The organism is Paraburkholderia phymatum STM815 (assembly GCF_000020045.1).
Taxonomy (GTDB): domain Bacteria; phylum Pseudomonadota; class Gammaproteobacteria; order Burkholderiales; family Burkholderiaceae; genus Paraburkholderia; species Paraburkholderia phymatum.
On sequence record NC_010622.1, the window covers coordinates 1,254,239 to 1,272,167 of the forward strand.

20 protein-coding genes are annotated in these 17,929 nt (G+C 64.5%); 5 read left to right on the forward strand and 15 right to left on the reverse strand.

The window, feature by feature from the left end; translation table 11 throughout:
- The first annotated feature begins 104 nt into the window (after positions 1–104).
- On the forward strand, positions 105–773 hold the full coding sequence (locus tag BPHY_RS05625; RefSeq protein ID WP_041763773.1) for a SagB/ThcOx family dehydrogenase: 669 nt from the start codon (positions 105–107) through the stop codon (positions 771–773).
- Positions 774–997: 224 nt separating this feature from the next.
- On the opposite strand, the gene BPHY_RS05630 is transcribed toward BPHY_RS05625, so the two are convergent.
- The 3 genes from BPHY_RS05630 to ftsH all read right to left on the reverse strand — a co-directional run bounded on the left by BPHY_RS05630 (position 998) and on the right by ftsH (position 4,387).
- Positions 998–1,435: an Hsp20/alpha crystallin family protein gene (locus BPHY_RS05630; protein WP_012400513.1), complete on the reverse strand. Its 438-nt coding sequence runs from the start codon at positions 1,433–1,435 to the stop codon at positions 998–1,000.
- Positions 1,436–1,555: 120 nt separating this feature from the next.
- On the reverse strand, positions 1,556–2,209 hold the full coding sequence (locus BPHY_RS05635) for a BON domain-containing protein (protein WP_041763334.1): 654 nt from the start codon (positions 2,207–2,209) through the stop codon (positions 1,556–1,558).
- Between the two features lie 216 nt (positions 2,210–2,425).
- Entirely contained in the window at positions 2,426–4,387 is a 1,962-nt protein-coding gene (gene ftsH, locus BPHY_RS05640; protein ID WP_012400515.1) for an ATP-dependent zinc metalloprotease FtsH, read from the reverse strand.
- Between the two features lie 180 nt (positions 4,388–4,567).
- On the opposite strand from ftsH, the gene groL reads away from it, so the two are divergent.
- From groL to BPHY_RS05655, 3 genes are all read left to right on the forward strand, one after another.
- Positions 4,568–6,190, forward strand: a complete 1,623-nt coding sequence (groL, locus tag BPHY_RS05645) for a chaperonin GroEL (protein ID WP_012400516.1) — start codon at positions 4,568–4,570, stop codon at positions 6,188–6,190.
- Between the two features lie 242 nt (positions 6,191–6,432).
- A complete protein-coding gene (gene phaZ, locus BPHY_RS05650) occupies positions 6,433–7,728 on the forward strand; it encodes a polyhydroxyalkanoate depolymerase (protein WP_012400517.1) in 1,296 nt (431 codons plus the stop codon).
- Positions 7,725–9,464: a bifunctional aminoglycoside phosphotransferase/ATP-binding protein gene (locus tag BPHY_RS05655; protein ID WP_012400518.1), complete on the forward strand. Its 1,740-nt coding sequence runs from the start codon at positions 7,725–7,727 to the stop codon at positions 9,462–9,464. Before phaZ ends, BPHY_RS05655 begins: the two co-directional genes overlap by 4 nt.
- Here BPHY_RS05655 and BPHY_RS05660 read toward each other — a convergent pair.
- Together BPHY_RS05660 and BPHY_RS05665 are read right to left on the reverse strand one after the other, a co-directional pair.
- Entirely contained in the window at positions 9,403–9,678 is a 276-nt protein-coding gene (locus BPHY_RS05660) for a DUF1488 family protein (protein WP_012400519.1), read from the reverse strand. The two genes, BPHY_RS05655 and BPHY_RS05660, sit on opposite strands and share 62 nt — an antisense overlap.
- Before the next feature lie 304 nt (positions 9,679–9,982).
- Positions 9,983–10,453 carry a universal stress protein gene (locus tag BPHY_RS05665; RefSeq protein ID WP_012400520.1) on the reverse strand — a complete coding sequence of 157 codons (471 nt, stop codon included), beginning with the start codon at positions 10,451–10,453 and terminating at the stop codon, positions 9,983–9,985.
- Positions 10,454–10,702: 249 nt separating this feature from the next.
- Here BPHY_RS05665 and BPHY_RS38605 point away from each other — a divergent pair, with 249 nt between their 5' ends.
- Entirely contained in the window at positions 10,703–11,158 is a 456-nt protein-coding gene (locus BPHY_RS38605) for a hypothetical protein (RefSeq protein WP_012400521.1), read from the forward strand.
- Between the two features lie 13 nt (positions 11,159–11,171).
- On the opposite strand, the gene BPHY_RS05675 is transcribed toward BPHY_RS38605, so the two are convergent.
- The 10 genes from BPHY_RS05675 to BPHY_RS05720 form a co-directional block, all read right to left on the reverse strand.
- A complete protein-coding gene (locus BPHY_RS05675) occupies positions 11,172–12,011 on the reverse strand; it encodes a potassium channel family protein (protein ID WP_012400522.1) in 840 nt (279 codons plus the stop codon).
- 179 nt (positions 12,012–12,190) lie between these two features.
- A complete protein-coding gene (locus BPHY_RS05680; RefSeq protein WP_012400523.1) occupies positions 12,191–12,439 on the reverse strand; it encodes a hypothetical protein in 249 nt (82 codons plus the stop codon).
- 348 nt (positions 12,440–12,787) lie between these two features.
- On the reverse strand, positions 12,788–13,669 hold the full coding sequence (locus BPHY_RS05685) for a F0F1 ATP synthase subunit gamma (RefSeq protein ID WP_012400524.1): 882 nt from the start codon (positions 13,667–13,669) through the stop codon (positions 12,788–12,790).
- A complete protein-coding gene (locus tag BPHY_RS05690) occupies positions 13,650–15,227 on the reverse strand; it encodes a F0F1 ATP synthase subunit alpha (RefSeq protein WP_012400525.1) in 1,578 nt (525 codons plus the stop codon). The genes BPHY_RS05685 and BPHY_RS05690 overlap by 20 nt, the downstream gene beginning before the upstream one ends.
- Positions 15,214–15,957 carry a F0F1 ATP synthase subunit B family protein gene (locus BPHY_RS05695; protein WP_012400526.1) on the reverse strand — a complete coding sequence of 248 codons (744 nt, stop codon included), beginning with the start codon at positions 15,955–15,957 and terminating at the stop codon, positions 15,214–15,216. Before BPHY_RS05695 ends, BPHY_RS05690 begins: the two co-directional genes overlap by 14 nt.
- A 7-nt stretch (positions 15,958–15,964) precedes the next feature.
- A complete protein-coding gene (locus BPHY_RS05700) occupies positions 15,965–16,210 on the reverse strand; it encodes a F0F1 ATP synthase subunit C (RefSeq protein WP_012400527.1) in 246 nt (81 codons plus the stop codon).
- Positions 16,207–16,902: a F0F1 ATP synthase subunit A gene (locus BPHY_RS05705; RefSeq protein ID WP_012400528.1), complete on the reverse strand. Its 696-nt coding sequence runs from the start codon at positions 16,900–16,902 to the stop codon at positions 16,207–16,209. Before BPHY_RS05705 ends, BPHY_RS05700 begins: the two co-directional genes overlap by 4 nt.
- Complete coding sequence (locus BPHY_RS05710) at positions 16,899–17,192, reverse strand: ATP synthase subunit I (RefSeq protein ID WP_012400529.1); 294 nt, start codon at positions 17,190–17,192, stop codon at positions 16,899–16,901. The genes BPHY_RS05705 and BPHY_RS05710 overlap by 4 nt, the downstream gene beginning before the upstream one ends.
- Positions 17,185–17,499, reverse strand: a complete 315-nt coding sequence (locus BPHY_RS05715; protein ID WP_012400530.1) for an AtpZ/AtpI family protein — start codon at positions 17,497–17,499, stop codon at positions 17,185–17,187. Before BPHY_RS05715 ends, BPHY_RS05710 begins: the two co-directional genes overlap by 8 nt.
- A complete protein-coding gene (locus tag BPHY_RS05720) occupies positions 17,496–17,927 on the reverse strand; it encodes a F0F1 ATP synthase subunit epsilon (RefSeq protein WP_012400531.1) in 432 nt (143 codons plus the stop codon). Before BPHY_RS05720 ends, BPHY_RS05715 begins: the two co-directional genes overlap by 4 nt.
- Between the last annotated feature and the right edge of the window lie 2 nt (positions 17,928–17,929).

Consider the following 17,929-nt stretch of genomic DNA (forward strand, 5'->3'; position numbering starts at 1 on the left):
GCGATTGACTGAGGTCAACGGTCATGCTTCGGGTCGCCTCTATCCTGGAAGCGATGCACTTGCGCCTGGGCGAATGCATCGAGCCATCCATCGAGGAGTCGATCATGAGCGACACGCAACTGCTGACTTACGAACCCGCGCACGGCCGTGCGCCGGCTCGTGCCCGGGGCGACACCCCTGCCGTTATCGAACTGCCGAAACCCGACATGTCATCTGGCGCGCCGCTGATGAAAGCCCTCGCGCTACGCGCCAGCACCCGCGAGTTCGCCGACGCGCCGCTTACCTCCGCCACGCTCGGCGCGTTGCTGTGGGCTGCCGATGGCATCAATCGGCCGCGCGCGGGAGGCCGTACCGCGCCATCGGCACACGCGTTCAATGAGATCGACCTGTACGCCGTGATGCCCAATGGCGTCTATCGATACGATGCGCCTGCGCATCGGCTGGTCCTGAAACATGCAAGCGATGCGCGCAACCTGACCGGCTACCAGGACTTCGTCGGCGCGGCACCGCTCGACCTGGTCTACGTGGTTAACCTGTCCCGTCTGCTCGACATGCCGCCGCAGCAGCGCGATATCTTCTCTGCCGTCGCGGCAGGCGCAATGGCACAGAACGTATCGCTGTACTGCGCTTCCGAAGGACTCGGATGCGTGGTGCGCGGCTGGATCAATCATCGCCTGCTGAGCGACGCGCTGAAGTTGAACGAGGACGAACTGCCCATTCTTGCGCAAACGGTTGGCGCGCCCGGCACGACGCTGACCTCTCTCGCGGACTGACGTCGTCTCTTCCGGGCCTGCTTGCTGAATCCCCGGATTGCGCGAACAAGAACAAGGAAACGGGCCTGGCATTCAGGCCGGTTTCCCCGTTTTTCCGCTCTCCGTTTCCCCCCGCTCCCCCGCCCCGTAGACCGGTTCACTGCTTCACTGCACTGCATATCACTTCGCAACGCCAGGAGCGTCGAAGAGCGCGCCATGACAGCGAAGGCGCGCTCCGCCATCCGTCAGCTGATCGTCAGGCGCTTCTGGTCAGTCGGCGCCTTTTTCGGCAGGCTCAACGAAAGGACACCGTCCTTGTACTCGGCCGTCGCTTTGGCGTCATCCACCTCACCTGCAAGCGAGAACGAGCGGCTGAACGCGCCCGTATACCGCTCGCGCCGGATGACACGCTCGCCTTCTTTTTCTTCTTTGTTCCGCTCGACCTTCGCGTTGATCGACACGATGCGTCCGTCGATATGCACGTCGATATCCTTCTTGTCGAGCCCCGGAAGCTCCGCCTTCACCGTATAGGCGCCATCGTTTTCCGTCACGTCGATCTTCATTGACGCAAGCTCGTCGTCCTGAGGCGTCGCCATCGACCGCATGGGCCTGAAGAAACCCTGAAACAGGTCCGAAACGACGGGATCCAGCGAGAACGGGTCAAAACGCGTCAGATTGCTCATTGCACCTCTCCTTCAGATAAGCAGGCCAGGACATGGCCCCGGTTGTCCGACCTCGAAAGCCGGCTAACAGCGTGTCCGCGGCCCCATCGCCGCAGCAACGCGATTTCATGCGAGACCTTGCTACGCGCCAATCGACAGCCGATCGACGACGTTGCGCACGCCCGGCGCCGACCATGCGGCATTGCAGACGATCGATCGTTCCGGGAACGAACCCACTTTTCCGCGCAGGGTCACGGTGCCGTCGTCCACGCTGACATCGATATGCCGCGATTCATCTTGTGCATGGCGCGTCAGCGCCGCGCTGATCTTGCCGACGATATCGGCAGCGCCTGCGCTGCCCCGGACGTCGATCTGGTTGACGACTGCGACCACGCCCCGCAGGCGCACCACAGCGTCTTCGGCGACCTTCATCTGATAGCCCCAATCCACTTCGCCGGAAAGCGTCACGACGCCCTTCTCCACTGTGACCTTCACGCTCTTTTCCGACAGCCCTGCTGTCCATTCCAGTACGGAACGGACGACGGCAGCGATCTCTTCGTCACTGCGCTGATCCTGGTTCGGCACGCGCACATCCAGTTCGACGACGACGCCTTTCACGCCTTCGACGCGCTGTGCCGCCCGTCGAGCCGCGAGCTTCTCGGCGAAGCTGCCCAGATGCCCCGCAAGGGTCACGATCCGATCGTGTACTTCGACGCCGACACCCGCCGCCTTGATCGACGGATCCCACTCGAGTTCCTGCTCGACATCCTTCTTCAGTTGCATGTCGCTCTTCATCGAATCGCTCCTGTTCCGATGGCACATGGTGACTGTCATCCCGCTGTCACGACTTGCTGCATCGTGAAATCACGCTTTCAGCGTAGCCCTACCGGGCAGCGCGCCGTTGATTCATGTCAATCACATCGGTGCGATGCAAGGGTGAAACGTCGACCCCAACCCAGGCTGTCTGTCGTGTCCCGACTGGCGCAGGACGTACCGTGCGCGTGACGGCTTTCATTCCGGACACGATGCCTCGTCCTGTCCGGCATCGACATCCGCTTCAGTGCGCTCGGCCCTGGCGGGCTCAACCGCGTTCGAGGTGCCGTCGATCGCCCGTTGCAGCATCTCGTGATCAAGCACTTCGCGCTCGAGCAGCAGCCGCGCGATGCGCTCGAGCGTCGCGCGCTGGGTAGCGAGCGTGGCTTTGACACGTGCGTGCGCGTCGTCGAGCATCCGGCGGATTTCCTCGTCGACAAGACGCGCTGTGTCGTCGCTGCAAGTCGACCCGCGCCAGCCGTCGAGACCCGGTACGGTCAACGTGTTCATGGATTCGCCCGTCGTCGCAAGCCCCATGCGCCCGCTCATGCCGTAGCGGCTCACCATATGCCGGGCCATCGCCGTCGCGCGATCCAGATCGTTCTCCGCGCCAGTCGACACGTCACCGAAGACCAGTTCCTCCGCGACCCTGCCGCCGAGCAGCGCATCGAGCCGGTCGAGCAGTTCGCTTTCGCGCAGCACATAGCGGTCTTCCGTCGGCACCTGCTGCGTGTAACCGAGCGCCGCGACGCCGCGCGGAATGATCGACACTTTCTTGACGGGATCGCAATGCTTGCGGCTATGCGCGACGAGCGCGTGGCCGGCCTCGTGATACGCGATCGTGATCTTTTCCTGCGCGTTCATCACGCGGCTCTTGCGTTCCATACCCGTCATCGCGCGGTCGATTGCTTCATCGAAGTCCGCCATCTCGACGGCCTGCTTGTCGGCTTCGGCTGCATGCAATGCGGCTTCGTTGACGACGTTTGCCAGGTCCGCGCCGACAAAACCGGGCGTGCGGGACGCGAGTTCGCCCAGATCGACGTCGTCCGCCAGCTTCACGTTGCGCGTATGCACCGCGAGAATCTGACGGCGGCCGTTCAGGTCGGGCCTGTCGATGGCGATATGCCTGTCGAACCGACCCGGACGCAGCAATGCGGGATCGAGCGTCTCGGGCCGGTTCGTCGCCGCCATGATGATCACGCCCGAATTGGAATTGAAGCCGTCCATTTCGATGAGCAACTGGTTGAGCGTCTGCTCGCGCTCGTCATTGCCGGAAGTCAGGCCGGCTCCGCGCACTTTGCCGAGCGCATCCAGTTCGTCGATGAAGATGATGCAAGGCGCCTCGGCCTGCGCCTGTTCGAAAAGATCCCGCACGCGGGCCGCGCCCACGCCGACGAACATCTCGACAAATCCGGCGCCGCTCACCGAATGGAAAGGCACACCCGCTTCGCCCGCAACGGCTTTGGCAAGCAGCGTTTTGCCCGTGCCCGGCGCGCCGACGATCAGCACACCCTTCGGAATCTTGCCGCCGAGCCGGCGGTATCGTTCGGCGTCGCGCAGGAACGCGACGATCTGCCTGAGTTCCGCTTTGGCCTCATCGATGCCCGCGATGTCGTCGAAGGTAATGCCGGTTTCGTTCTGCACGAGAATATGGCCGTTGCCACGGCCCATCTTCGTGTACTGCTGCAGCCCGCCCGTGCGCCGCCATAGCAGATTCCACACGAAGAACATTGCCAGCAGCGGCACGGCCCAGGAAAGCAGCAGGCCCGGCCATGCACTGTCGACCCCACCCGAGTAGCGAATGCCCGCGTCGGTCAGGCTGTCAGCCAGGCGATCGTCGGCGACGCGCATCGTCATGAAGTGCCACGGCTCGCCGTTCCTGTTCACAGCTGCCGCGTCCGATGCCGGCAGCAGCGAAGCGGCACCCGGCATTTTGAGCGTACCGGTGATGCGCGTGGGCGTCACCTCGAGATCGACGACCTGGCCGGCGGCAACCAGCTGCTGAAAATCGCTATATGCGATTTCCGTCGTCGTGCTTTGCACCGTCAGCAACTGCAGCACGACGACCATCACGAATATCATCGTGAGCACGATACTCAGCAAGTCGAACCATCGAGGCGATTTGCGCGCATCGCGCGAAGGACGCTGTGTGGGCATCATGGTCTCTCTCGGGTGACGAGGAGTGGCGTGTCCGGTTTCATGATGTTCTGCCGCCACCGCCCCCGGCCGATTGACCCAGATCAATCGCCCCCCCGCCCGCGGCGACTTAAATAGGCAGACAGCCCACTACCGTTTTGCGCACTGCATGCGCTATCGCCCACGCACGCCCGGAGGTCTGCCGTGTCACACAAGACGCTTGTATTTCATCAGGATGCGCGGCAATTGCTGCTCAACGGCGTGAACGCGCTCGCTGAAGCCGTCAAGGTCACGCTCGGCCCAGGCGGCCGCAATGTGATCGTCGAGCGCGTTCCAGGTGCGCCGCTCGTCGCAAACTCCGGTGTGGTGGTCGCGGGATCCGTCGACCTGTCCGATCCGTACGAGGAAATGGGCGCGCAGTTGCTACGCGAGGTCGCAACCCGCACGAGCGAAATCGCGGGGGACGGCACGACGACAGCCACGACACTCGCACAGGCGATCGTCGTCGAAGGCAACAAATGCGTAACCGCGGGGCACGATCCGATGGCGCTCAAGCGTGCCATCGAAGACGCGGGCAAACAGGTCGTCGCGGAGCTCCACAGGCTCGCACGACCCTGTTCGACCGTCGACGAAATGCGGCAGATCGCGACGATTTCCGCGAGCGGCGACGCGAGCATCGGCACGCTGGTGGCCGACGCAGTGGCGCGCGTCGGCAAGGAAGGCGCGATCAGCGTCGAGGACGGCTCCAAACTCGACGACGAACTCGAGACGGTCGACGGGTCCCTGCTGGACCGGGGTCTCGTCTCGCCGCTCTTTCTCGGCGAAGATCAACGCAACGTCGTGCTCGAAGAGCCGCGCGTGTTGCTGTGCGATATGAACATCTCGTCCATCCCACAGCTTCTGCCCATGCTGGAGGCGGTCATGGGAACGGGCAAGCCGCTGTTCGTCATTGCCAACGAGATCGAAGGCGAAGCGCTCGCGACGCTCGTCGTCAATCATCTGCGCGGCACGTTCAAATCCTGTGCGATCCGCTCGCCGGGCTTCGGCGAAAGCCGCACCGAGCAACTGGGCGATCTCGCCGCGCTGACGGGGGCTACCGTCATCTCGGCGCAGGCGGGACGCACGCTCGAGAACGCCACCGTCGAGGACCTCGGTGCTGCGCGGCGCATCGAAGTGACACGCGACACGACGACCATCGTCGCAGGCAGCGGCGATCATGCGCGCGTCGCGGACCGCATAGCCGGGCTGAAGAAGCGCATTGACGCAAGCGCGGATGGATATGAGCGCGAGAATCTCACCCGGCGCCTCGCGAAGCTTTCGGGCGGTGTTGCCGTAATCCGCGTCGGTGCCGCAACGGAAACCGCGCTGCGCGAGCGGAAGAACCGCTTCGAAGACGCGCTGCATTCGACGCGCGCCGCCGTCGAAGAAGGCTTCGTGCCGGGCGGCGGCGTCGCGCTGCTGCGCGCGCGCCGGGTGCTCGAACACGACGGACAGACGCAGGCGCAGACACTCGGCGCACGGATCGTGTATGAAGCGCTTGCCGCGCCGCTGCGGCAAATCGCGCAAAACGCGGGGGCGGATGCGCAGGCCGTCGTGCACGCCGTCGCTGAGGCGAGCGATGCGTTCGGCTACGATGCCGCCCACGGCGACTATGGCGATATGATCGAGCGAGGCATCGTCGATCCCGTGAAGGTGGCGCGCACCGCTCTGCAGAACGCCGTGTCGGTCGCCTCGCTCCTGCTGACCACCGACTGCATGATCGTGCATCCGGCGAAGGATCGCACGGGTAGTGCAGGTCGCGGCGACTGGAGCCGCGAATTCGCATAAGCGATGTGCCGCAGCGCGGTCTGCGTCTTCCGTCATGTCACGCTGTGTCGGATCGCAGGCTATCGCCCCTTACGCTTTCCACCTTTGTGCGACGCGAAGTGCGATAGGATCAACCGGAATCTGGGCTGCAATCGAGGGAGCCGAACCCGGACGCAATCCCGACGCGTATGACCAGCGACACGGATGCGTTCTGGCGGGCGCCGCAGCGTTTTCTTCGGTACTGACGGCAGACGGAGCTGATGATGTGGTACGCATTCATCGATGGACAGCGGCGCCTCGCTCGCACGATTGCTAGCCAGATACAGTGCGGCGAAGTCTGGAGTACGGCGACGGCAGCATCCGCGACGGGTCCGGGTGTCGCGGTGAGTGCGTTCCGTCACTGGCTCCTCAGGTCGACATGCGCATACCGGCACGCACCGTCATTTGGAATTCGCGTCGTGGCGCACAGCGGAAACGGGATCGACATTACAGAAACCGTTGTCGATTCCGTGCCGACGGGCACGCTGCGCAAGTTCACGCGGACGGGCACTGCGCGTCAGGATCACACATGGCCCGTCATGCTTTGCGCACCGCTCGCGGGGCATCACGCCGTCATGTTGCGCGAAACCGTCGAGACGCTGCTCGAAGAGCGCGACGTGTTCGTATCGGATTGGGCCGACGCACGCGATGTGCCAAACGAAGCCGGTCCTCTGTCGCTCGACGACTATGTGCTTGCACTGGAACGCTTCATGGATTCGGCCAGTGCATGCGGACCCCCGATACATGTCGTCGCCGTATGCCAGGCCACCGTACCCGCACTCGCCGCCGCAGCGTTGCTCGCAAGCGTGCGCACAGTGCCCTTCGCCAGCCTCTCGCTGATCGGAGGGCCCATCGATACCCGGATCAGTCCAACCGTGATCGACCGCTTCGCCGCATCGCACACGCTCACATGGTTTCGCGAACATGTGATCGACGTCGTTCCCCCGCCGTATCGCGGCGCAGGAAGGCGCGTCTATCCCGGATTCATCCAGCACGGCGCCCTCCTCTCGGCGCATCCGGAGCGGCACGTCCGCCTCGAATCCGCGTACTGGTCGAACTGGCTGGCAGGCGACATGCGCGCCGCCGGCGAGGCGCTGCGGTCACTGAACGAGTACGCAGCCGTACTCGACATGGCGGAACGCTATTTCCTCGACATCCTTCGCATCGTTTTCCAGGAGCATTTGCTGCCGCGCAATACCTGGTGGGTTCAGGGCCGGCGCGTCGAACCGAAAGCGCTCTGCCGCACACCGCTGTGCACCGTGGAAGGCGAACTCGACGACATCACAGGCGCAGGCCAGACGCACTGCGCACACACATTGTGCGGCGCTTCCTCTTCGCCGCGCGACGGGCAGATCACTGTTCCTGCGTGCAATCACTATGACCTCTTCACCGGACCGCGCTGGCGCGATGTCGTCCATCCGGCGCTGTGCAGCTTCTGGCGGGACGTCGAGGACGCGGCGTCGAGCATGCCCGTCAGGCAGGATAAAGACAGGCCGACCCGTCGCAGGAGGCACGCGTGACCCTACCGTTCAGACGCAGGCCGAGGAAGCGGCGCACCCGTTCGACGAACGTCAGCACACGGCATGGCGCGAACCGCATTCGAGCCGCGCAACGCGAGGTTCGCGGAGTCGACTCGGCGATGCAGCGAGCGCGCATCTATCGCCACCCCGCTGGTTCGATCGTCAGAATAGAAACGCATATCTCGATCGTCTATCTCGCGGGCCGCTTCGCTTACAAGATCATCAAGCCTGTCGCTCCGGGATTCGCGGATTTCACGGCGGCCGACACGCGGCGGCACTGCTGCGAAGCCCAGGTACGTCTGAACAGACCGCTTGCGCGGGGGCTTTATCTCGGCGTGCTTCCGATCAGGCGCCGCGGACGTTCGCTCATGCTCGAATCGAAGGGCCATACGGTCGAATACGCGGTCAAGATGCGTCGCTTCGACGAATCCGGCCTCTTTTCCAGTCTCGCCCGACGGGGAGCGCTGTCGCCGCGCGATATCGACCGTGCGACACAAAGACTTGCTGCCTGGCACGTACACGCGCCGCGAGACGCGCCTCTCGCACGGTACGGCGGCGCCGCATTGCTCAGAGCACAGGTCGACGCCGTCAATGCATCCCTTCAGGCGAGGTGCAATGCGCCGGCTCTGCGTGATATCGGCGCCTGGTGCGCCCAGCAGCTCGCGCAGCTCGCGGACGCAATAGACAGGCGCCGTGTCGACGGCTTCGTACGTGCCTGTCATGGCGACCTGCACCTCGACAACGTGATGCGCTGGCGCGGCGAGGTATCGATGTTCGACTGCATAGACTTCGACGACGCGCTGCGCTGGATCGATATGGCCAACGACATCGCGTTCCTCGTCATGGATCTGAGGGCGCGGGCAGGAACCCGCCTGTCGAACCGGCTGCTGAACGGGTGGCTCGAGGCAACGGGCGACTACGCCGCACTCGAGCTGATGCCGCTCTATGTCGTGTATCGCGCGCTGGTTCGAGCGCTCGTGGCCTTTTTGTACAGTAAAAGCGCCTCGCACACGAAAGCCGCCGCAGCAGCGCGCGACGCCGCACGCTACCTGGAGATTGCCGCGGGCGAGACGCGAAAGCCGCCGCCCGTCCTGCTGCTGTGTCATGGCTTTTCGGGATCGGGAAAATCCGTCGCCAGCCGCGCGCTGGCCGAGCTGAGCGGCGCGATATGTTTGTCCAGCGACGTCGAACGTAAGCGCCTGGCGTCCACTCCCGCGGCACATGCCCGGCTCGACGGGGCGCACTATACGCGGGAGGCGCGACATGCCGTCTACGGCCACTTGCTTCGCCTCGCCTCTTCGGTTGTACAGGCTGGCTACAGTGTCATCGTGGACGCGACGTTCCTTGAGCACGCCCATCGCCGCGACTTTTTCACGCTGGCGGAACGCCTTCGCGTAGAGGCTCGCGTGCTGGATTTTCACGCCGCTCCTCACATCCTGGCGGAGCGCGTCGTCACACGTCAACGCGACCGTCGCGACGCCTCCGACGCCGACACGTCCACGCTGTCACTGCAACTCAACACGGCCGAGCCGCTGACATCCGACGAAATGGCGCGGACCCTCGCCTTCGATACCATCGTTCCCGTCGAGGCCTTCGACGGCCCAGACTTCTGGAAACGGGTACTTGATCTGATGTCTTCGCCTGTCGCCGAACCCGCGCCCGATATCTGCCGCATCAGGTGCAAAAGCGAAAATAGCCGCTATGCAGCAGAACAGGATTCCCGCCCAACTCGTTGAGCATCCGCCGGGCGGCAACCTCGATGTCCGGACGATGTTCAGTGAACGCGTCGCACAGGTCTTCTTCTCGCAGCGAGCGCGCACCGAAATGGTCTTCGAGCGCTTCTGCCGTGATCGCGCATTGCACGGGCTGGTGATCGACGAGCGCCGGAAACGTCAACACGAGGTCTCGCGCGCAATAGTCAGGCCGACAGGAAGGAAACGATATTTGCATGGCAACGACTCCACATGGACCCCAAGGGTGCAACGCCAGACTAGCCCCACGCTTGCCGGTCGACTTGATACACGTCAACGTCTGCAAGGTGGAGATCAGCCATTACGGGCGCGTCGCCGCGGGCGTGGCACCGTCTGCGCTCGCCGCCCCAGATGTCGATGCTGGCGGACAGCGTAAGCAGGTTGAAGACGATCGTCGACGGGCAGCTTGGATGCGAGCCTGAGGATGCCTTTCATCTGGTTTGCGCTGCGGGTCGACGGTCGAAGACGTTGCCGCGTCGTCGGCCGCCCGCGGATGTCAGGCTTTAGCGCTGCTCTGCCTGCTCCGGCTCGGTGCCACGCACCAGCAGCACAGGACACTGCGCGAACCGGACAAAGCGCTCGGCCACGCTGCCTAGCACGATGCGGCGCACGCCTCGCCGGCCGTGTGTACCCAGGATCACAAGATCCGCACCGAGGCGTTCGGCGCAATGTTGCAGCGTGGTGGCGACGTCCTCGTTCAGCCGTTCCGTCTCGACCATTTCGGCATCGCAAGCGACCCCTGCCTGCCGGCAGGCCGCTTCCGCCTTCTCCAGCGTGATACGGCCATCTTTACGCAGTGCATCGACGAGCGCGATGGGATCGTAGTACCCTGCGTAACTGAACAGGGGCGTCTTGTCGACCACGTACACGGCCTGAATTTTCCCGCCCGTGAGGCGCGCCATCTTCACTGCCTCATTCAGCACCCGCTCCGACGTCTTGCTACCGTCCAGTGCAATCAGAATCTGCTTGTACATGGTGAAGCCTCCTTGAAATAGTTCTGCGCCACGACTCGCCGCGCTCTATCGCGCGTCGCATGGCATGCTTCTTATCTTCGGTGCTGGCGCGGACGTGCGCTTGACCTGAATCAAGGCTCTACGTCTCGCAAGGCCAGCGCATGTTTTGCTGGAATCCTCCCGTCGATTGACGTGCCTCAACGGATCAGGACGTGGCCGCCATACAGTCAAACAGGACTGCACGGGTCCTGAATTGAACAGGAGACACTGATGGATACCTTTTCGCCCGAGCCCTTCGGCTGCGCAACGATGCAGGCGTTCGCGCTGGCAAACACAGAAGCGTTCGCAAAATGGATGGCGCTCTGCGAGGAAGCGTGGCTGCGTGCGGCCGCCGTTCGAACCCCGCTCGAATACGCCGCGATTGGAAGCTTGATGTTGCCCGCCTGCGCATCCCAGACCATGCTGTACTGCAAGCGCATATCGGACATCACTGCGGGCACACACGCGGCCGGCAGCGAGCCGATGACGTTCCCGCAGACGGGTACTGCCGCGACCGACGTCACGCTGTCGGCGAATGCGGCGTCGAGCCCCGCCGTCGCAGATTCCGCCGACCTCACCCATGCGCGTACGCCGTCCATTCAGGCCGCCGCAAAGCGATCGATAAGCGGATCGACAAGCGCATCGATACACGGATCGATACCCGTACCGCGTTTTCGCGGCGAGTGATTCGGGACTCGCTTTACCCCTGCTCGCGCTGGCCTTGGCGGGGTGCCTGGCCAGCTGCGCCAGCCGCGTTTGCCAGCGTGTCCCGCAGCGCATGAAGCTCACCGTGCAGCCGGGCGATTTCATCGTTTAGATGCTTGATGTCCCGATGCATCTCGCGCCGCAGCGCCCGCTCCTCTTGTCCGATGAAAGCCGCCGCGATACTGGCAAAGACCAGCGACAGCATGCCGTACCCAAGCAGGACGACGAATACGGCGAACACGCGCGAGGCGGGTGTAGTCGGTGCGATATCGCCATACCCGACCGTTGCGCTGCTCTCGAACGCGAGCCACAAGCCGTCGGCGTAGGAGTGCACTCTGGGCTCGAGCCACATGAAGCCGCCGCCCGCCAATGCGAGGACGGCAGCGCCCGCCGCCAGCAACCCGACGATCCGGTTCGGCGTGAAGAACTCGTGCAGGGACAGCACGATGCGCACCGCGACGAGACCCACGAACAGTAACCGCAGCACCCATTCGGCCGTTTGCCACGGCGGCGCGCCCCAGGCCGCACTCAACGCCGCGCCAGCGGCGATCAGAACATCTAGGCGATTGTGCGAAAGCAGCGTCCTGCGCTTCTTGCTGAGATACAGCAAACGAAGCATTGCGCAAGCGAAGCCCGCGAACATGCACAGGTACAGGGCGCGTGCAGCGAAAAGCGCCGCATCGTTAGCCGCCGTGAGTTCGCCATAGAACGCCGGGATAGCGAGCAGACTCCATGCGCACAGAAACCAGCGGATGTGATGCCATGCACGAACCGCCCGCGGATTGTCGTGCGAGTCCACGCCACCGATTGTGAAGAAGCCGAGGCTATTGGCCATTGTGCGATGGTAAAAAGCGAAGCGCGCGATGCACTGGACGTGTACGCCATCATCCCGGCGCAGCAGTCCGGCGGACAGGTTCAAGTGATGTCTTCGCCTGTCAGGCTATGCCACCTTTCGATGCAGCCCTTGACGCAGATCAGCCGCCGGCCGCTGCGGCTTGCCGCTGCACGCGTGAGTCATGCGGCGAACAGGCGGGTGCCCATTGCGGGTGTATGCGGAACGGGCGGAAAGACATCCCAGGCACCTTGACCGTGCCGGAAGAACACGATGCTCAACGGGCCATTCGGCACGGCGCCCTCGAGACGAACGAATCGCACGCCGCTGGCGCCGAAACGCCCGATCTGGGTCACTCTCGCGGGAATGGAACGCGTCGGCGCGAGCCATTTGTCGACGAGATCTCTGAGGGAAATGCCATTGCCGTTCATTTCGTGCTCCTCGGTCTGCCTCTCACCGTGACCGAACGTGAGTCTGTGTGTCGGCGGCGGTTAAGTACATTATTGAGGGCACCTGCTTTGATTGAAATCGGCGGGGGTTTAAACGTTGGTAGTCGCTGAAGCCATCAAGTAGGAATATTCCGAGCTGCGTTCGCCGCTTTATCCTGCCCGATGGCGCACGCGGCCACCGCAGGGACCGTCAGCGGTTGCCTTCCACCCACGTGGCTTTGATAAACGTCCGCGTTCGCGCCCGCGCGGCGTCGCAAGCCACAGTCGTCGAGCACGCGATCAGCCATATCGTACGGGACCGAGCGGCGCACAGCAGGACACGAGCGCGCGTCATGACACGTCAGTCCCGCTTGCACTTCCCGGCACGGGAGCCGAGGCGACCGCAAGTTCGACGATTTCGGTGGTGATCTCGTCCTGCCGGACGATGCGAGCCTCGCGGGTGAGCGCTTTCAATGTCTCGCCGACGTGATCGCTCGCCGCGAGCATCGCTGTCATGCGCGCCGCGTTTTCTGCAGCAAAAGACAACATGAGACCTTCGCATAGCTCGACGTAGACGTAACGCTCGGCAAGCCCCGCCAGCATCTTGCCTGTCGGCAACGTGAGCAACGGTAAGCGCAGACGTGGCCCAGACTTGAAGCGGTCGAAATCGAACGGCACGAGCCGCCTCGTCACGACGGCCACCTGCGCCCCCTCCTTCGCCAACGCGTGTATCAGCCATATCGCCGACGCAGGGTGTGCATCGAACCGTGCAAACACGGCATCGCTGATGCGCCCGGCCACACGCATCACGTCGCCGGCATGACTGGCCATTGGCACAGACCAGTCGTACACGAGCCCTCGTTCGTCCGCCAGCGCAGCACCGCGCGTGCCGACCACGAACAACGTCGCCGTGCCATGCGACGGCCAGCTTTCGACGCACTCCAGCAGCCGCTCATTAAATGCGCCGACGAAGCCCTGCTCCGTACAGAGCACGATCAGGACGGGGGCCAGGTAACGCTCTGGCGGAGATTCGCGGGAACCTTGATGCTCCGTTGCCGCGAGCACCCTGCCGATCGCCTCGCCAACCGTCGCCGCAACAGAACGTATTCCGGCGAGCCGCGCCTGCGCCTCGCGCTCGCGCGCCGCTGCGATCCCGCGCATTGCGCCGATCACCGCATCGAGTTGATGCGCGGTTGCCATCCGGCCTTCGATTTCACTGAGCCTGCGGGTCATCGGCGTGCTCCTGACGGATAAGGTCACCGGCCGCACCTGGCTGCGCGTGCTCGACGATTTCCCGCATGAAATCGATCAGGCGCTGACGCAGCACGTCGTCGAGCGGCGCCGGGAGCGCGTCCGCATCGTGTGCGCCGCCCGTCAGCCGATGAAGGGCTCCCGATGTGGCGAGCCGCTGCCGCACCCGTGCGATCGCCTCGACGGACACGCCGTCGAACAGGCCATCCGCCAGCGCGCAGAGCAACGCGACCTGATCGATAGCACTTAGCGCACTAAAGCGCGGCTGTGCGAACAGCGCACGAATGCGTTTTCCACGCTCGATCTGCGCGACCACGCGGGCGTCTGCAAGTCCGCCGAAGCGGCTGAACACTTCCAGTTCGAGAAACTGCGCGTAGTCGAGCCGCAAGCGGCCCGCGACGTCGCGCAATGCCGGATACTGCGCCTTCCCGCCCACGCGGCTTACGCTCAGGCCGACATCGACGGCGGGTCGCTGGTTGGCCGCGAACAGGCCTGCATCGAGCACGATCTGGCCATCTGTGATCGAAATCAGGTTCGTCGGGATGTAGGCGGACAGATTGCCGGCGTCGGTTTCGGCAATCGGCAACGCCGTCAGCGAGCCGCCCCCCAGGCCGTCCGACAGCCGGCCCGCACGTTCGAGCAGACGCGCATGCAGATAGAAGATATCGCCCGGATAGGCTTCGCGTCCGGGCGGCTCGCGGGTAAGCAGCGCGAGCTCGCGATGCGTGGCCGCGTGTCTGGTCAGATCGTCGACAACGATCAACGCGTGCTGCCCGCGATCCCGAAAGAACTCCGCTATCGAGAAGCCGGCAAACGGCGCGACCCATTGCAATCCGGGCGGCGAAGCCGACGATGCCACCACGAAGACGCAGCGCTCGGGCGCGCCATATTGCCGTATCGCATCGATCGCGCGCTGCACGGCCATCGCGCGTTGACCGATCGCCACATAGACGCAGATCACGTCGCTATGTTTCTGATTGACGATCGTCTCGATGGCGAGCGAGGTCTTGCCGGTGGCCCGGTCGCCGATGATCAGCTCGCGCTGCCCGCGTCCGATCGCAAACAACGCATCGACGATCAGCACGCCCGTCTCGAGCGGCTCACTGACGAAGTCCCGCTCAACGATAGCGGGCGCCGGACGCTCAACGGGCAGCCGGCTCTCCGTCCTGACCGGTTCGCCGCCGTCGAGCGGCCGCCCCAGCGGATCCACCACGCGACCCAGCAGCGCCTCCCCGACGGGCACATCGAGCACGGTATGGCGGGGCGTCACACGCATGCCCGCCTGAACGGACTCGCTGTTGTCGAGCATGACGACACTCGCGACGTCCACATCCAGCGAGTGCACGTAGCCCATCACGCCATTTTCGATATCGACCAGCTCGTCGAGTGCGAGGTCGGGCAAACCAGACACGAACGCGATGCCGTCGGCGATGCGCTCCACGCGACCCATCGCGAGCGCGCGCGTTTCCAGTTCGATCGCCGCGAGCGCGCTGCGCTTGCAGGCCAGCCAGCCGTCGTTCGTGCCGTCAAACGCGTCCATCGTCGTTCAGCAAGCCGTTGTGAATCTGTTGCAGTTGATCGCGCCAGCTGTTGCGCACGATGCCATGCCGCCCGCCCAGCTCGAGTCCCGCGACCAGCGTGGCGTCGATCCGCGTGTGCCACTCGACAGCATGTCCGAACGCGGCGGCGAGCGCGGCCTCGCACGCGTGCTGCTCGCCGGCCGTCAGCGCGCGCGGCACCGTCAATTGCAGTGGAGCGTCCGCAAGCAGCTCCCGTCGCGCCGCCGAAGACAGCCGGATCACGCCGTCTGCGAGTCCGTCGATGAAAGGTTCCACCCGTGTCGAATCGGGCATGCGCGCCAGCAGCTTGCGCGCGATGTCGACGGCCAGCCGCACAGCACGCGCGGATGCCTCGTCGGCCAACGCGGCCCGGTCGCGCTGCAGGTCAGCGGCGGCCTGCGCGCGCAGCCTGTCGGCATCTTCATGCGCCGCCGCGAGGAGCGCGTCACGCTGCTCATGTGCGTCGTGTTCGATCTGCGCCAAGGCCTCGGCGCGTCGCGCGGCGAGCTGGGCGCGCTCGGCCATCACCGCGTCCAGTTCCTGGCCGGCCGCGAGTTTCGCCGCTTGCGCATCGGCGATGAGCGCCCGCGCCGCGTTCTGGCGTTCCGCGATGATCTTCGCGACGGGCCGGAACAGATAGCGCTGAAGCAGCCACAGCAGCACCAGCAGATTGACCGTCTGCAACGCGAGCGTCGACCAGTCGATCTTCATCGCCGCGTCACTTCACAAAAGGATTGGCGAACAGCAGCAGCAACGCGACCACGAGGCAGTAGATCGCCATGGTCTCGATCATCGCAAGGCCCACGAACAGCGTACGCGACAAGGTGCCCGCCGCGTCGGGCTGTCGCGCGATCGCGTCCATCGCAGCCGCCACCGCACGGCCTTCTGCGAGCGCCGGACCGATCGCGCCGAACGATACTGCGAGTGCCGCCGCGCCAATGCTGATGACTTCGATCAGGTTCATGCGTGCTCCTTGTTGTTGTCAACCTGATGCTGCGTGTCGCCGACGGCAGCGCCGATGAACACCATCGCGAGCACGGCGAAGATGTACGCCTGCACGGCGCCCGTCAGCAGATCGAGCGCCATCAGCGGAATCGGCACCAGCAGGCCCGCGAGCGACAACACGATGCCGATCACGAACACGCCGCTCATCACATTGCCGAACAGGCGCACGACGAGCGAAAAGGTTCGCGTGAGCTGTTCGACGATATTCAACGGGATCATCACCCACGTCGGCTCGGCAAACGTAGCGAGGTAGCCGCGCACGCCGCGCGAGCGCACGCCGTACGCCACTGTCGCGAGCAACACGAGCAATGCGAGCGCGGCATCGGTTTCCAGATGCGCCGTGGGCGGCTCGACGCCAGGCAGGAGCGACGACCAGTTGGCGACCAGCACGAACAGGAAGAGCGTGCCGATCAGCGCGCGATAGGGCGCCGGGTCGGTTTGCATCGTGTCACGAACCTGGGCATCGATGGTTTCGACCAGCAGTTCGAGTACCGTCTGCATTCTGGAGGGCGCGATCGACAGGCTGTGCGTCAGCAGCGCAGCGCCGATCGCGAGGCACGCAACGATCGCCCAGCCAGCCACCACGGGCGCGCTGATGCCGAGCGGACCGACGTGCATCAGGGGTACGGTGGTCAGTGGCGAATGGATCATGGTTCGGCTCGCCCGAGCGTGAGCGCGATGCTGCGCGTCCACATGATGCCGCCCGTCCCGCCGAGCAAGGCCAGCACGCCCACCTTCGCCAATACGATGAACACGGCCGCCGTCAGCGCGAAACGCGACAGTTGCAGCGCCAGCGCGCGAACCGGGCACCCTGCGACAAAAAGCGCGGCATTCCAGCGTAGCGAAGCGAAGTGCGCCGCACCGACGAGCAATCCGACTGCAAACCCGGCGACGAACACTGCCAGCGCGCCATGCAGATGCGCGAAAACGGTACTAGTCACGATCTCTCCTTTGCTGCCGATGCATCCATTTCCATGCGGACCAGAACCCGATCGCGGCGCCGAGCATCAGAAGCGGCGCCGAGAAAAACACTCGCGTTCCCATCAGCCGGTCAAGCCAGCGACCCAGCGCGAGACCGGCGAGTGTCGGCAAAACGATCGTCCAGCCGAGAATGCCGATCTGCCCGAGCCGCGCGGCGAGCGAGGGCTCCCGGTCTTCGCGCCCCATTGCGTCGCGATTCGCGGCGCGGCGTGCGGCGTTGGCGACCCGATCGTCCGGTGTCACATGTCCGTTCCGCTGTCTCGTCATTCGCCTACTCCGCGCGCCCTCTGTGGACGCAGGTAACGCAACATCTGCCGGACAGCGTGAGCATGCAGACGCGTCTGCTCGACACGTGCACGACGCATCGCATCCAGTTGTGCGGCGCGCACGCCGTGCACGTTCGCCTCCAGCCGTTGCAGCGATTCGCCTTGCACCGCTTCCCTGCATGCGATCGAAACGGCCGCGCCATTCGACACGATCAGTACGCCACCATCCACGGCGCAGCAATGCGCGTGGCCGTCCGGCGTGGTCCACCTCACGACGGATGCGCTGAGGAGCGTCACCATGTCCTCATGTCCCGCGTGGATGCCGAATCCGCCGCTTTCGTCTTCCGCGCGCAATGAGGCGATCGGTAAGCCATCGACCACCACCTGTGCCGGTGTCGCGATGGTCAAATCGAGCGTTGGGTCCGTCATGG

Excerpts from the sequence above, each read along its gene's own strand:
- phaZ (WP_012400517.1), top strand. The coding sequence starts at position 6,433 with ATGTGGTACGCATTCATCGATGGACAGCGGCGCCTCGCTCGCACGATT.
- BPHY_RS05675 (WP_012400522.1), bottom strand. The coding sequence starts at position 12,011 with ATGGCCAATAGCCTCGGCTTCTTCACAATCGGTGGCGTGGACTCGCAC.
- BPHY_RS38605 (WP_012400521.1), top strand. The coding sequence starts at position 10,703 with ATGGATACCTTTTCGCCCGAGCCCTTCGGCTGCGCAACGATGCAGGCG.
- BPHY_RS05715 (WP_012400530.1), bottom strand. The coding sequence starts at position 17,499 with ATGACGAGACAGCGGAACGGACATGTGACACCGGACGATCGGGTCGCC.
- BPHY_RS05660 (WP_012400519.1), bottom strand. The coding sequence starts at position 9,678 with ATGCAAATATCGTTTCCTTCCTGTCGGCCTGACTATTGCGCGCGAGAC.
- ftsH (WP_012400515.1), bottom strand. The coding sequence starts at position 4,387 with ATGATGCCCACACAGCGTCCTTCGCGCGATGCGCGCAAATCGCCTCGA.
- BPHY_RS05700 (WP_012400527.1), bottom strand. The coding sequence starts at position 16,210 with ATGAACCTGATCGAAGTCATCAGCATTGGCGCGGCGGCACTCGCAGTA.
- BPHY_RS05665 (WP_012400520.1), bottom strand. The coding sequence starts at position 10,453 with ATGTACAAGCAGATTCTGATTGCACTGGACGGTAGCAAGACGTCGGAG.
- BPHY_RS05690 (WP_012400525.1), bottom strand. The coding sequence starts at position 15,227 with ATGGACGCGTTTGACGGCACGAACGACGGCTGGCTGGCCTGCAAGCGC.
- BPHY_RS05695 (WP_012400526.1), bottom strand. The coding sequence starts at position 15,957 with ATGAAGATCGACTGGTCGACGCTCGCGTTGCAGACGGTCAATCTGCTG.
- BPHY_RS05720 (WP_012400531.1), bottom strand. The coding sequence starts at position 17,927 with ATGACGGACCCAACGCTCGATTTGACCATCGCGACACCGGCACAGGTG.
- BPHY_RS05630 (WP_012400513.1), bottom strand. The coding sequence starts at position 1,435 with ATGAGCAATCTGACGCGTTTTGACCCGTTCTCGCTGGATCCCGTCGTT.
- BPHY_RS05635 (WP_041763334.1), bottom strand. The coding sequence starts at position 2,209 with ATGAAGAGCGACATGCAACTGAAGAAGGATGTCGAGCAGGAACTCGAG.
- BPHY_RS05685 (WP_012400524.1), bottom strand. The coding sequence starts at position 13,669 with ATGACCCGCAGGCTCAGTGAAATCGAAGGCCGGATGGCAACCGCGCAT.
- BPHY_RS05680 (WP_012400523.1), bottom strand. The coding sequence starts at position 12,439 with ATGAACGGCAATGGCATTTCCCTCAGAGATCTCGTCGACAAATGGCTC.
- BPHY_RS05625 (WP_041763773.1), top strand. The coding sequence starts at position 105 with ATGAGCGACACGCAACTGCTGACTTACGAACCCGCGCACGGCCGTGCG.
- BPHY_RS05705 (WP_012400528.1), bottom strand. The coding sequence starts at position 16,902 with ATGATCCATTCGCCACTGACCACCGTACCCCTGATGCACGTCGGTCCG.